At 73.8% G+C, this 12484-nt stretch carries 12 protein-coding genes and 2 pseudogenes; 7 read left to right on the top strand and 7 right to left on the bottom strand.

Annotated features, from left to right (window positions below):
• Positions 1-87: 87 nt before the first annotated feature.
• A pseudogene (locus ACWEVO_RS14975) lies at positions 88-308 on the bottom strand (DedA family protein); the annotation flags it as partial.
• A 115-nt stretch (positions 309-423) separates the two neighbouring features.
• Between ACWEVO_RS14975 and ACWEVO_RS14970 the strand changes: the two are divergent.
• Together ACWEVO_RS14970 and ACWEVO_RS14965 are read left to right on the top strand one after the other, a co-directional pair.
• Positions 424-1125 carry a carbon-nitrogen hydrolase family protein gene (locus ACWEVO_RS14970; protein WP_452308093.1) on the top strand — a complete coding sequence of 234 codons (702 nt, stop codon included), beginning with the start codon at positions 424-426 and terminating at the stop codon, positions 1123-1125.
• 225 nt (positions 1126-1350) lie between these two features.
• Positions 1351-1965, top strand: a pseudogene (locus ACWEVO_RS14965) (acVLRF1 family peptidyl-tRNA hydrolase); the annotation flags it as partial.
• Positions 1966-2290: 325 nt separating this feature from the next.
• Here the strand turns inward: ACWEVO_RS14965 and ACWEVO_RS14960 are convergent.
• Both ACWEVO_RS14960 and ypfJ read right to left on the bottom strand, forming a co-directional pair.
• Positions 2291-2725 carry an NUDIX hydrolase gene (locus tag ACWEVO_RS14960; RefSeq protein WP_452308092.1) on the bottom strand — a complete coding sequence of 145 codons (435 nt, stop codon included), beginning with the start codon at positions 2723-2725 and terminating at the stop codon, positions 2291-2293.
• 101 nt (positions 2726-2826) lie between these two features.
• Positions 2827-3741: a KPN_02809 family neutral zinc metallopeptidase gene (gene ypfJ, locus ACWEVO_RS14955; protein ID WP_452308095.1), complete on the bottom strand. Its 915-nt coding sequence runs from the start codon at positions 3739-3741 to the stop codon at positions 2827-2829.
• A gap of 248 nt (positions 3742-3989) precedes the next feature.
• Here ypfJ and ACWEVO_RS14950 point away from each other — a divergent pair, with 248 nt between their 5' ends.
• Complete coding sequence (locus tag ACWEVO_RS14950) at positions 3990-5597, top strand: ABC-F family ATP-binding cassette domain-containing protein (RefSeq protein WP_452308091.1); 1608 nt, start codon at positions 3990-3992, stop codon at positions 5595-5597.
• A 20-nt stretch (positions 5598-5617) separates the two neighbouring features.
• On the opposite strand, the gene ACWEVO_RS14945 is transcribed toward ACWEVO_RS14950, so the two are convergent.
• Positions 5618-6220 carry a cadmium resistance transporter gene (locus ACWEVO_RS14945; RefSeq protein ID WP_452308090.1) on the bottom strand — a complete coding sequence of 201 codons (603 nt, stop codon included), beginning with the start codon at positions 6218-6220 and terminating at the stop codon, positions 5618-5620.
• Between the two features lie 213 nt (positions 6221-6433).
• Between ACWEVO_RS14945 and ACWEVO_RS14940 the strand changes: the two genes are divergently transcribed.
• From ACWEVO_RS14940 to ACWEVO_RS14925, 4 genes are all read left to right on the top strand, one after another.
• Positions 6434-6661, top strand: coding sequence for a helix-turn-helix domain-containing protein (locus tag ACWEVO_RS14940; RefSeq protein WP_302763103.1), 228 nt, complete (start codon positions 6434-6436; stop codon positions 6659-6661).
• Between the two features lie 46 nt (positions 6662-6707).
• Positions 6708-7475 (top strand): enoyl-CoA hydratase/isomerase family protein, encoded by a 768-nt coding sequence (locus ACWEVO_RS14935; protein WP_452308089.1) that lies wholly within the window; start codon positions 6708-6710, stop codon positions 7473-7475.
• Between the two features lie 115 nt (positions 7476-7590).
• Positions 7591-9573, top strand: coding sequence for an ABC transporter ATP-binding protein (locus ACWEVO_RS14930; protein ID WP_452308094.1), 1983 nt, complete (start codon positions 7591-7593; stop codon positions 9571-9573).
• Between the two features lie 114 nt (positions 9574-9687).
• Positions 9688-10761 (top strand): hypothetical protein, encoded by a 1074-nt coding sequence (locus tag ACWEVO_RS14925; RefSeq protein WP_452308088.1) that lies wholly within the window; start codon positions 9688-9690, stop codon positions 10759-10761.
• Here ACWEVO_RS14925 and mug read toward each other — a convergent pair.
• From mug to ACWEVO_RS14910, 3 genes are all read right to left on the bottom strand, one after another.
• The gene (gene mug / locus ACWEVO_RS14920) at positions 10758-11321 is read right to left on the bottom strand and encodes a G/U mismatch-specific DNA glycosylase (RefSeq protein ID WP_452308087.1); all 564 of its coding nucleotides are present in this window, start codon (positions 11319-11321) and stop codon (positions 10758-10760) included. The genes ACWEVO_RS14925 and mug overlap by 4 nt on opposite strands.
• Complete coding sequence (locus ACWEVO_RS14915) at positions 11318-12079, bottom strand: SDR family oxidoreductase (protein ID WP_452308086.1); 762 nt, start codon at positions 12077-12079, stop codon at positions 11318-11320. Before ACWEVO_RS14915 ends, mug begins: the two co-directional genes overlap by 4 nt.
• A 43-nt stretch (positions 12080-12122) precedes the next feature.
• A partial coding sequence (locus ACWEVO_RS14910) for a hypothetical protein (RefSeq protein WP_452308085.1) occupies positions 12123-12484 on the bottom strand: 362 nt, incomplete at its 5' end.

The following is a 12484-nucleotide window of genomic DNA, read 5'->3' as shown; positions in this document are numbered from 1 at the left end:
ATTCCACCTCCACGCCCACGCGACCCCACCCAGGTGGGAAACGATCCCGGAAACCCAAACCGACCCAGGATCCCTAAGCTAATCAGCGACGCTCATCCTGCCCTGACTGGCGGTACGGCCAGCGGCAGGATCACCTCGCTCGGGATGGGCGGGAAGAGGTTCTCCAGGGCCACGGCCAGGCCGGCGCCGGGACCGCCGAGGCGTTCGACCAGGCCGGTGACCCAGCCGACCGGTCCCTCGCCGGCCGGCTCCGCGGCCTGCGGACCAGCGAGCCGGGGGCCGACCAGGAGCTGCGCGTTTCCGATCATCGCGACAACGGTACGGGCGGCGCCTCGGACAACCCCGGATCCGGCGCTGAGAGGATGCTGTGGAGCAGGGCATCCGGCTCTGTGCCGCGGAGCCGGACAGGGGGAGAGTGGGGCTGTGCGTACGCCACTGCGGATCGCGGTCGTCCAGCCGCTCTGCCGTTCCCACGACGTCGCCGGCAACGCGCGGGTCCACGCCGCGACGGTCCGCGCCGCGGGCGTGCGGGTGGTGGTCTTTCCCGAGCTGTCGTTGACCGGGTACGAGTTGGACGCGGCGCCGGTGGACCCGGCAGACGTCCGGCTCGCGCCGCTGGTGGCGGCGTGCGCCGAGACCGGATCCGTGGCGTTGGTCGGCGCGCCGGTGGCCGGGCGGGACCGGCCGTACCTCGGGATCCTCGCGGTGGACGGCGGGGGCGTCCGGCCGGCGTACCGGAAGATGTGGCTGGGTGGGGCGGAGCCGCAGCGGTTCGCGGCGGGCCCGGAGCCGGCGGTGTTCGAGGTGGACGGTTGGCGGCTCGGCCTGGCCATCTGCAAGGTCACCGGGGTTGCGCGGCACGCCGCGGAGACGGTGGCCCGGGGCGCGGACGCCTATGTGGCCGGGGTGCTGGAGTCGGCCGCGGACGCCGCGGTGCCGGCGGATCGCGCCCGGCGGATCGCCACCACGCACGGGGTGTGGGTGGCGGTGGCGAGCTTCGCCGGCGCCACCGGTGGTGGCTACCGGGAGGCGGCCGGCGGGTCCGGGATCTGGGCGCCGGACGGCTCGCCGGTGGGCCGGGCCGGCAGCGAGCCGGGTGAACTGGTCCGCGCGACGCTCCACTGAGCGCGGACGCCGAGGTGTCGGGCCGGTCGCCTACGGTGGGGCGGTGCGGGCCGTCGGCCCAGGAAACGAGGAGACCAGTGACCGACGCCGCTCCCCTGGCCTCCGGCCGCACCGCCGACGTGTACGCGCTGGACGGCAACCGGGTGCTGCGCCGCTACCGGTCCGGCGGCGACGTGCGCGCCGAGGCGGAGGCGATGCGGTACCTGCACGCCGGCGGTTTTCCGGCCCGGCCGCGTCGCCCGCTGGGTCGAGGGCTTCGCCGACCGGCATGGCCCACCCACCACGACCAGCCACAGGTACGGGCTCCTGCTCGCCGCCCCGGACGGTGCCACCGCCGAACTGCACACCCCGCCGGGCGTGCCGCCCGCCGCCGACCTGGCCGGGTTCGTGGCGGCCGCCGGCGCGTCCCGCCGGCTCGGGCTGCTGCTGGCGCGCAAGGGCGCGGTGGCGGTCGGGGTGGCCGACGGCGACGACCTCGTCGTGTCGAAGGTGGACACCCGGTATGTGCAGGGCCGCACCGCCGCCGGTGGCTGGTCGCAGCAGCGGTTCGCCCGGCGCCGGGACAACCAGGCGAAGGCGGCCCTGGGCGACGCGGTGGAGTTGTCGGTCCGCCTGCTGCTGCCGGAGGCGGGGACCCTCACGGCCCTGGTCTGCGGCGGTGACCGGCGGGCGGTGGACACCGTGCTGGCCGACCGGCGGCTGGCCCCGCTCGCCGGCCGGCGCGCCGACCGGCTGCTGGACGTACCCGAGCCGCGGCACGCGGTGCTGGTCGCCGCGGTCGCCGCTGCCCGCGCGGTGCACGTGCTGGTCCGCGACCCCGACCGCGAGGCGCAAGGCTGACCCGGCCGGAAAGGGTTCGTTCGCGGCTGCCCGCACCCACTGGCCTGCTCAGGTGGTCCTCGTCCGGCCGCCGGCCGTCGGGGCGGTCCACGTTCCGCGAGCGGCCACAAACTTGATGACCTCAGCGATTCACGCCCCGGGGAAAGCCTCTGCTGATCGTCTCGCCGCCGGTCGTCGGGCCCCACTCGCGGATCAGGCCCCAGCGGCGGGCGGCCGCACCAGGCGCGCTGAGTCGTCCGCGTCATCAAGTTCGTAGGCGGAACGCTAGGTGCCGGCCCCCTCCGGCCAGTCGTCGCGCCCCCGCTCCGTCCCGGGGCGCCGGCCGTCAGGCCGGGTCGAGCCGGCCCAGGAACTCGTCCTGATGGTCGGCGAGGGGCACCGCAAGGGGCAGCGGGACGAACCGGCAGCCGAAGCGCAGGCCGCCGTCCTCGCCGTCCCCGGCCACGACGTGCGTCCACCCGCCGGCCGGCCCGCCGGTCGCCCGGAGCTGGACGTATGTGGTGCGGCGGGCCTGGCCGGCCACCAGGTGCGGGTGCTCGCTCACACCCAGCTCGGCGACCACCTCGACGCCGGTCAGCCCGGTCTCCTCGGCCACCTCCCGGATCGCGGCCTCGGCCGGCGTCTCGCCGGGCTCCCGCCCACCGGCGGGCACCTGGGTGCCGGCCTCGGGGAAGTCGAGGTGGTCGAAGACGAGCAGTTCGGGGCCGTCCGCCGTGTCCCGGAGCACGTACGCGGCGACCCGCAGCCGGGGTGCGGTCATCCGGTCATCCTGCCCGGCGCCATCCCCGGGCGCTGTTCCCGACGCGGCGGGACCCCGGCGACCGGACGTCGTCGGGGCCCCGAGGTCGACCCGGGGGAGGGTCAGAGGCTGCCGCCGAAGGTGTCGCAGCCTTTCGGGTCGCCGGTCGACCAGCCCTTGGTGAACCACTGCTTGCGCTGCTCGGAGGTGCCGTGGGTGAACTCGTTCGGGTTCACCGGGCGGCCCGAGCGCTTCTGGATGGCGTCGTCGCCGATCTTGTCGGCGGTGTCGATGGCCTGCTGAATGTCCTGCTCCGTGATGCTCTTAAAGATCTTCTGGCCCTGCTCGTCGGCGGTGCCGGTGGCGTTCTTGGCCCAGGCGCCGGCGTAGCAGTCGGCCTGCAGCTCCAGCTTCACCGAGAGCGCGTTGGCGCTGTTCGGGTCGCGCTGCTGCTGGCGGCGCATCTGCGCCTCGGTGCCGAGCAGGTCCTGCACGTGGTGGCCGTACTCATGGGCCAGCACGTACGGCTGGGCGAACTCGCCCTCGGCGCCGAGTTGGTCGGCGAGCAGCCGGTAGAAGGTGAGGTCGATGTAGACCAGGTCGTCGGCGGGGCAGTAGAACGGCCCGACGCCCGAGTCGGCCTGGCCGCAGCCGGTGTTCACGTTCTGGCTGAAGAAGACGGTCTTCGACGGCTGGTACTGCTCGCCGAAGACCTCCGGCATGGCCTTGCGCCAGTACGCCTGGATCGAGTTCACGTAGAGGGTGTTGCGGCAGTCGAGCTGCTGCAACTTGTCGTTGGCGGAGCACTTCTGCTCCAGGGAGGTGTTGTCGCCCTGGTCGGAACCGCCGCCCCCGCCCATCGCGTTCAGCCCGAAGCCGCCGCCGACCAGGGCGACGAGCACGGCGATGATGATGCCCACGATCCCGCCCCGGCCGCCGCCGATCGGGATCGGAATGCCCATCCCGCCGCCTCCGCCGGACCCTCGCCGATCCTCCACCTGGCTGGTGTCGATCCGCGCGTTCTCGTTCAGCTCCATGTTGACCCCGATCACCGATTAGTCCGTGTGTGGTGGTTGCGGTACCGGACCGGGTCCGGACGGAGGATTCGGTACCCGATGATCTTGTCAGGTAATCCGGAGGGGGCGGCCGGGGAGGCCCGGTACACTTGGCCGCGTGCTGCGCTGCGAAGGCTGAACCGCCCCGCGCCGACGGGAACTGATGACCCGCCGGCGCTTTCGCGTGCCCTGAGTCAGCCTTTCCGGACCCCGAGAGCGAGTACCTCGAAATGATCACTGCCACCGGCCTGGAGCTGCGCGCCGGTTCCCGGATCCTGCTGTCCGACACCACCCTGCGGGTGCAGCCGGGCGATCGGATCGGCCTGGTCGGCCGCAACGGCGCCGGCAAGACCACCACCCTGAAGGTCCTCGCCGGGGAGGGCCAGCCGTACGCCGGGCAGATCGACCGGCGTAGCGCGATCGGCTACCTGCCGCAGGACCCGCGTACCGGCGACCTGGAGGTCACCGGGCGGGACCGGGTGCTCTCCGCCCGTGGGCTGGACGTGCTCATGGCGCAGATGAAGGAGGTGGAGGCGAAGCTCGCCTTGGGCGCCGACGACGAGCGGCTGGTCCGCCGCTACGGCGCGCTGGAGGACCAGTTCGCCTCGCTCGGCGGGTATGCGGCGGAGGCCGAGGCGGCTCGGATCTGCGCGAACCTCGGCCTGCCGGACCGCGCCCTGGCGCAGACCATCGGCACCCTCTCCGGCGGCCAGCGCCGGCGGATCGAGCTGGCCCGGATCCTGTTCCGGGACGCGGGGGAGAACGGCGGCGGCATCCTGCTGCTCGACGAGCCCACCAACCACCTCGACGCGGACTCGATCACCTGGTTGCGTGGCTTTCTGGCCAACCACAAGGGTGGCCTGATCGTGATTTCCCACGACGCCTCGTTGCTGGAGGCGGTGGTCAACAAGGTGTGGTTCCTGGATGCCACCCGGTCCGTGGTCGACGTGTACAACCTGGGCTGGAAGGCGTACCTGGAGGCACGCGAGACCGACGAGCGGCGCCGCCGCCGGGAGCGGGCCAACGCCGAGAAGAAGGCCGGCGCGCTGATGGCCCAGGCCGACAAGATGCGGGCCAAGGCCACCAAGACCGTCGCCGCGCAGAACATGGCCCGCCGGGCCGAGAAGCTGCTCTCCGGCCTGGACGAGGTCCGGGTCGCGGACAAGGTCGCCAAGGTGCGTTTCCCCACCCCGGCGCCGTGCGGCAAGACCCCGCTCACCGCCAGCGGCCTGTCCAAGTCGTACGGGTCGCTGGAGATCTTCACCGACGTCGACGTGGCGGTGGACCGGGGCTCCCGGGTGGCCATCCTCGGCCTCAACGGCGCCGGCAAGACCACCCTGCTGCGGATGCTCGGCGGCCTGCTCGAACCGGACACTGGCGAGGTGCGCCCGGGCCACGGCCTGCGCCTCGGCTACTACGCCCAGGAGCACGAGACCCTGGACGTGGACCGGACGATCCTGGAGCACATGCGCAGCGCGGCGCCGGAGCAGACCGACACGGACCTGCGCAAGATCCTCGGTGCGTTCCTGTTCTCCGGGGAGGACGTCGACAAGCCGGCCGGGGTGCTCTCCGGTGGCGAGAAGACCCGGCTGGCCCTGGCCACCCTGGTCTGCTCGGGCGCCAATGTGCTGCTGCTGGACGAGCCGACGAACAACCTCGACCCGGTCAGCCGGGAGCAGGTGCTCGACGCGATCGCGCGCTACCCGGGCGCCATCGTGCTGGTCACCCACGATCCGGGTGCGGTCAGCGCGCTCAAGCCCGACCGGGCGATCCTGCTGCCCGACGGCGACGAGGACGCCTGGAGCGACGATCTGCTCGAACTCGTCGAACTCGCCTGATCGGGGGCCGGGTCCGCCGGTCAGCTGAGCAGGGCGGCCAGGCGGGGGAGGACGCCGGAGGTGACCAGGATGGTCGCGCCGATGGCGACGAAGACGGCCGGGACCAGCCAGTGGCCGGCCCGGCCGACCAGGCCCACGACCCGCGGGTGGCCGCCGAGCAGGGCGGCGACCGTGCACCAGAGCGCCACCAGGCCGGCGAAGACCACCAGCCAGACCACGCCGGCGGCGGGGTCGAGGGAGCGGAACACCGGCACGTACACCGCGATGTTGTCGGCGCCGTTGGCGATCGTCACCCCGGCGACCCCGAGCAGGCTGCCGACCGCGGCCGGCGGCTCGTCGTCGGCGGGGCGGGCCAGCAGCGCGCGGACGCCGAGCGCGATCGGGAGCAGCCCGAGCAGGCCGGTCCACGGATCGGGTACGACCAGCAACCCGGCGGCGGCCACCACGGCGGCGGCCAGCAGCGCGCCGATGCCGAGGTACTGCCCGGCCACGATGTCCCGGGGGCGGGGTCGGCCGGCGCGGCGGGCCGCCACGAAGAGCACGGTGAGCACGATGATGTCGTCGATGTTGGTGGCGGCGAACACCAGGGCGGCGGCGGCCGCGGCGGTGAGCGGTTCGATCACCCGGGTGAGGGTACGGCTCGGCCGCCCGGTCGGCCCGCCATGATCCACGCGGGCGGGGTGGACTGACCGGTCAGGAGGATCACTCTATCGGGAAGCTGACATTGCATAGCGTGTCGGTTGGCGAAGAGTTGATATCTGGCGCATGATCGTTCGAGGCGGTCTAATAGGTGGGACCGTATCCGAACCGCACAGTCTGGGACGTGAGGACACAGCATGGCAGCCACTGGCACAGCCACCAGCACTGAGAAGGGTCGCCGGATCGTCGGAGCCGAGCGTCAGACGCTCGCCAAGGACCTGGTAAAGCGGTACACCGCCGGTGAGAGCATCCGTTCGCTCGCGGCCTCGACCGGCCGCTCCTACGGGTTCATCCACCGGGTGCTCACCGAGTCCGGGGTGCAGCTGCGGCAGCGTGGCGGCGCCCGGCGCCGCAAGAAGGCGTGACCCGCCCACCAGCGTCGTCCATCAGCGCGTTGCCCCGGGCGGTCCGGTGACCGCCGAGACGGCCGGGGTGCGCTTCGACTGCGACGGGCCGGTCGCGACGGTCACGTTGTGCCGGCCCGACGTGCTCAATGCCCAGACCCCGGCGATGTGGCGCGCGATGAGCGACTTCTCCCGGGATCTGCCCGGGGACGTCCGCGTCGTCGTCGTACGCGGCGAGGGGCGGGCCTTCTCCGCCGGCCTCGACCTGTCGGTGGCCGGCGCCTCGGGCCCGGGTTCCTTCGCCGAGCTCTCCACCCTGCCCGAGCCGGAGTGCGCCGACCGGATCGCCGGCTACCAGGGCGGTTTCACCTGGCTGCACCGCCCCGACGTGATCTCGGTGGCCGCGGTGCAGGGCCACGCCATCGGCGCCGGCTTCCAGCTGGCGCTCGCCTGCGACCTGCGGGTGCTCGCCGAGGACGCCCGGCTCTCCATGGCCGAGGTGACCCTCGGCCTGGTCCCCGACCTCGCCGGTACCAAGCGCCTCGTCGAGCTGGTCGGCTACTCCCGCGCCCTGGAGATCTGCGCCACTGGGCGCCGGATGGACGCCGCCGAGGCGGACCGGATCGGGCTGGCGACCCTGGTGGTGCCCGCCGCGGAGCTGGACGCCGCGGTGCGGGACCTGACCGCCGGCCTGCTGGCCAACAACCGGGACGCGATCGTGGAGATCAAGGCGCTGCTCGCCGGGGCGGCCGGGCGGAGCCACGCCGAGCAACAGCGGGCCGAGCGCGAGGCGCAGACCCGGCGGCTGCGCGATCTGGCCGGGCGAGGAGAATAGGTAAGGACCGTTCGGGAAGATCCGGGTTACTCGCGAGGTTGTCGTAGTCGTCGGGAGAATTGACTCGACGGTCCAGGGCTGCCCGACGACCCGGAGGTGACGAGTGTCCAACCACATGGCCGGTGGTGGCATGGCCGGCTGGAGCATGCTCCGGTCGATGCGCAACCAGGACGAGGTCAACACCCACCAGCTCAAGCGCGGCACCGCCAAGCGGATCGTCGCGTTCGCCCAGCCCTACCGGCGGGACATCGTCGTCTTCCTGATCACCGTGGTGATCGCCGCGGTGATCGGCGTGGCCACCCCGCTGCTCGCCGGTGACGTGATCGACGCGATCGCCGGCGGCGGCCCCGACGCGGGCGCCACCGTGGTCAAGCTCGCCCTGGTCATCGCCGTGCTGGCCGTCGCCGACGCGCTCTTCTCGCTGGCCCAGCGCTGGTACTCGGCGCGGATCGGCGAGGGCATCATCCTCGACTTGCGCACCCGGGTCTACGACCACGTGCAGCGGATGCCGCTGCAGTTCTTCACCCGGACCCAGACCGGCGCGCTGGTCAGCCGGCTCAACAACGACGTGCTCGGCGCCCAGCGGGCCTTCACCTCGACGCTCTCCGGCGTGGTCAGCAACGTCATCCAGCTGGTGCTCACCGCCGGCGCGATGCTGATCCTCTCCTGGCAGATCACCCTGCTGGCGCTGGTGCTGCTGCCGATCTTCATCATCCCGGCCCGGCGGGTCGGCCGGCGGCTGGCCGAGATCACCCGCGAGTCGTACAACCTCGACGCCAAGATGAACGCCACGATGACCGAGCGGTTCGGCGTCGCCGGCGCGCTGCTGGTCAAGCTCTTCGGCTCGCCCGAGGTGGAGGCGGCGCGGTTCGCCGGCCGGGCCGAGCGGGTCCGCGACATCGGCATCCAGTCCGCCATGTACTCGCGCACCTTCTTCGTGGCGATGTTGCTGGTCGCCTCGCTCGCCCAGGCGCTCACCTACGGCCTCGGCGGCTGGCTCGCCGTCACCGGCGCGGTCAGCGCGGGCACCGTGGTCAAGCTCGCGCTGCTGCTCACCCGCCTGTACGGTCCGCTCACCGCGCTGTCCAACGTCCGGGTGGACGTGATGAGCGCCCTGGTCTCCTTCGACCGGGTCTTCGAGGTGCTCGACCTGCGCCCCGGCATCGCCGAGCGGCCCGACGCCGTGCCGGTGCCCAGGGGCAACGGCCGGGTCGAGTTCCGCGACGTGCGGTTCCGCTACCCGAGCGCCGCCGAGGTGTCGCTGGCCTCCCTGGAGGAGGTCGCCGCGCTGGACCGTACGGTCAACGAGCCGGTGCTCAAGGGCGTCTCGTTCAGCGTCGAGCCCGGGCAGATGGTGGCCCTGGTGGGTCCCTCCGGCGCCGGCAAGTCGACGCTGTCCATGCTGATCTCCCGGATCTACGACGTGACCGACGGGCAGGTGCTGGTCGGCGGCGTCGACGTCCGGGACGCCACCCTCGCCTCGCTGCGCGACGAGATCGGCGTGGTCACCCAGGACTCCCACCTGTTCCACGAGACCATCCGGGAGAACCTGCGCTACGCCAAGCCGGACGCCACCGACGACGAGATCTGGGCCGCCCTCGCCGGCGCGCAGGTCGCCGACCTGGTCCGGGCGCTGCCCGACGGGCTGGATACCACGGTGGGCGAGCGGGGCTACCGCTTCTCCGGCGGTGAGAAGCAGCGCATCGCCATCGCCCGGCTGCTGCTCAAGGCCCCGTCGATCGTCATCCTGGACGAGGCCACCGCGCACCTCGACTCGGAAAGCGAGGCGGCGGTGCAGCGGGCGCTGTCGGTGGCGCTGACCGGGCGAACGGCGCTGGTCATCGCGCACCGGCTCTCCACCGTCCGGGACGCCGACCAAATCCTCGTCCTCGACGAGGGGCGGATCGTCGAGCGCGGCCGACACGAGGAGCTGGTGGCCGTAGGTGGCCTCTACGCCGAGCTCTACCGCACCCAGTTCGCGGTCGCCGACTCGCCCGCGCCGTACGTGGAGCCGGAGCAGCAGGAGCCGGTGGTGACCACGGTGCCGCTCGGCACCTACGTGGCCCAGGAGGCGCTGCCCCCGGCCGCTGCCAACTAGGGGCGCCGGCGGCGCAGCGGCAACCCGGATCTACGACCATCGGCGTAGCCGGCCGGGCAGATCTACGGCAGCAGGCCGACGCGGGGACAGCGGCAGATAACTAGCGTTGCCCGCATGGAGCTGTCCGGAGCCGTCCTGTTCGCGGTGGCGCTGTGCGTGGTCTCCGCCGGCGCCTACGCCATCGGTGCCCTCGTGCAGGAGCGGGTCGCCGAACAGCCGATGTGGGTACTGGTCCGCATGCCCCGCTGGTGGCTCGCCGTCGCCAGCAACGCGTTCGGCGCGCTGCTGCACGTCGTCGCCCTGCGGTACGGGGCGCTGACGGTGGTCCAGGCGCTCGGCGTTCTGACTCTCGTGCTCGCCGTACCGCTGGGCGCCACTGTCGCACGGCGGCGGGTCGGCCGGGCTGAAGGCGGGGCGACGGCGCTGGCCTGTGTCGGTCTTGTCGGGCTGATGGCCCTGATCGGCTCGACGCCGGCGGTTGCCCTCACGGGACGGCAACTCGTCGGCCTGCTGCTGGTGACCGCCTCGGCCCTGGTTCTCCTCGCCGGGCGCAGCCGCCTTCCCGGCGCCAGCGGCCTGTGGGCCGCCACCGCCGGCGGCACGGCCTTCGGTGTGGCGTCCGCTGTCACCCAGACTCTCACCGTGCAGATCGCCGGCACCGGTCACACTGCCGTGACCCGGCCGGCCGGGATCACCGCGATCCTGGCCGTCGCGGGGCTCAACGTCGCGGGAGTGTGGTTCACGCAGCTGTCCTACCGCCACGGACTCGCCGCGCCACTGGCGCTGAGCACCATGGCCAATCCGGTGGCCGCCGCCGCGATCGGCCTGATCCTGCTCGGCGAACACGTCCGCGCCGGCAGCGCCGGCATGGCCCTGGCCGCCCTGTGCGCCGCCGCCGTCGCCGTCGCGGTCCGGCAGCTCACCACGACGCGCAGCCCGGTCGGCCCACTCACGGCCGGGGCGGCGTACCAGTCGAGCCGGCGCATCAAGGGCGCGCTCAGGCCGGCGGCCACACCAGTTGGTCGGCCACGTGGCCCGGTCCGGCCGGTCGGTCGCCACCGCTCGGCCGTACCCGGTGGCACACCGGCACGGCCGCGGCCCTGCCAGTCGGCACGTCCCTGCGTCACCGGACGGCCGAACGGACCGCTCTCCGCAACCCGCGACCGCGCCGACCGGCACCTGGGCTAGCGCCTCGCCGCCGCCCGCAGTTCGCCGAAGGCGGCGCCGAGCGTCTCCGGGGTGAAGTGGGCGTTCAGGCCGCTCGGGTTGGGCAGCACCCAGAGTCGGGCCGGCCCGAGTCGCTCCGGTTGCGGGCCGAAGCCCGCCTTGGGCCGGGCGAAACCGATCCGGTAGGCGGTCACCCCGACCACCGCCACCCAGCGTGGCCGGTACCGCTCGACCTTGCCGGTCAGCGCCTCCGCGCCGGCCACCAGCTCCGCGGCCGACAGCTCGTCGGCGCGGGCGCTGGCCCGGGCGACCATGTTGGTGATGCCCAGGCCGAGGGCGGGCAGTTCGTCCTGCTCGCTCGGGTGCATCTGGCGCGGGGTGAAGCCGCCGCGGTGCAGGGCCGGCCAGAACCGGTTGCCCGGCCGGGCGAAGTGCCAGCCGGTCGCCGCCGACCACAGCCCCGGGTTGATGCCCACGAAGAGCACGTCCAACCCGGGCGCGATTACATCCGGCAGCAGCTTGTCGACCGCCGCCGCCAACTCCTCCCGGGTCGGCCGGGGAAACCGGCGGGGAGTCGTCACAGGCCGCGCAGCGCGCCGCCGTCGACCGGCACGGTCACCCCGGTGAGGTAGCTGGCGGCGGGGGAGAGCAGGAAGGCGGCCACCCGGCCGAACTCGGCGGGGTCACCGACGCGGCCGAGCGGGATGGACGCCTCCGCCTCGGCCCGGGCCCGCTCGGCGTCCCCGGTGGCCGCGAACAGCTCCCGGTTGCGGTCGGTGAGGATCCGGCCGGGCAGCAGGCTGACCACGCGTACGCCACCGGGGCCGTACTCGTCGGCCATGTCCTTGGCCACCCCGGCGAGGCCGGGCCGCAGGCCGTTGGAGATGCCCAGGCCGGGCACCGGCCCCCGGGTCGAGGTGGAGAGGACCAGCCCGATCGCGCCGCCTTCGGTGAGCGCGGCGGCCACCGTCCGGGCGGCGCGGACCGTGCCCAGGAAGACGGTCTCGAAGGACTCTCGCCACTGCTCGTCGGTGACCTGGGCGGCGGTGCCGCGGGGCGGGCCGCCGACCGAGATCAGCGCGCCGTCGAGCCGGCCGAACTGTTCGCGCGCCGCCGCGATGAGACGCTCGGGGGTGCCCGGGTCGGTCAGGTCGGCGGTCAGCCCGATGGCCCGCTCGGGGCCGCCGAGCGCCTCGACCGCCTCGGCGACCCGCTCGGGCACCCGGGCGGAGATCACCACCCGGGCCCCGTCGGCGACGAGGGCGTGGGCGGTGGCGAGGCCGAGGCCGCGGGAGGCGCCGGTCAGCAGGTACACCCGGTCGGCGAGTCCGAGATCCATGAGCCCGATCCTGCCGTACCTCCGACCCGGCTGCCACCTCGCCTCAGCGCCTTGCGGGGCGGAGCAGGCGTACCCGGCCGGCGACCTGCACCGCGACGGCGCCGCCGGTCCGGGCCACGGCGGGCAGCCGGCGCGGCCGGGGCGCTGTCCGGCCGTCGTAGCGGGCGGTGGCGTCGCGGGTGGCCAGCTCCTCGGCACCGAGCGGCGGCAGGCCGCCCTGGTCCCGCAGGTGCCGGGCCAGGTCCCAGCCGTCGCGCAGCGAACCGTTGCTGGGGCGTCCCGCCGCCCAGCCGGCGAAGGTCGCGGCCCAGGCCGGGCCGACACCGGCGGCGAGCAGCGGCCAGTGGCGGGCCACCTCGCCGGCCCGCTTGCGCAGCAGCGCCTGGCGGGCCGCGGCCACCGACG

Source organism: Micromonospora sp. NPDC003776 (assembly GCF_053605645.1).
This window is presented reverse-complemented; position numbering and strand designations above follow the sequence as displayed.

Excerpts from the sequence above, each read along its gene's own strand:
- ACWEVO_RS14960 (WP_452308092.1), bottom strand. The coding sequence starts at position 2,725 with ATGACCGCACCCCGGCTGCGGGTCGCCGCGTACGTGCTCCGGGACACG.
- ypfJ (WP_452308095.1), bottom strand. The coding sequence starts at position 3,741 with ATGGAGCTGAACGAGAACGCGCGGATCGACACCAGCCAGGTGGAGGAT.
- ACWEVO_RS14950 (WP_452308091.1), top strand. The coding sequence starts at position 3,990 with ATGATCACTGCCACCGGCCTGGAGCTGCGCGCCGGTTCCCGGATCCTG.
- ACWEVO_RS14940 (WP_302763103.1), top strand. The coding sequence starts at position 6,434 with ATGGCAGCCACTGGCACAGCCACCAGCACTGAGAAGGGTCGCCGGATC.
- ACWEVO_RS14930 (WP_452308094.1), top strand. The coding sequence starts at position 7,591 with ATGGCCGGTGGTGGCATGGCCGGCTGGAGCATGCTCCGGTCGATGCGC.
- ACWEVO_RS14925 (WP_452308088.1), top strand. The coding sequence starts at position 9,688 with ATGGAGCTGTCCGGAGCCGTCCTGTTCGCGGTGGCGCTGTGCGTGGTC.
- ACWEVO_RS14915 (WP_452308086.1), bottom strand. The coding sequence starts at position 12,079 with ATGGATCTCGGACTCGCCGACCGGGTGTACCTGCTGACCGGCGCCTCC.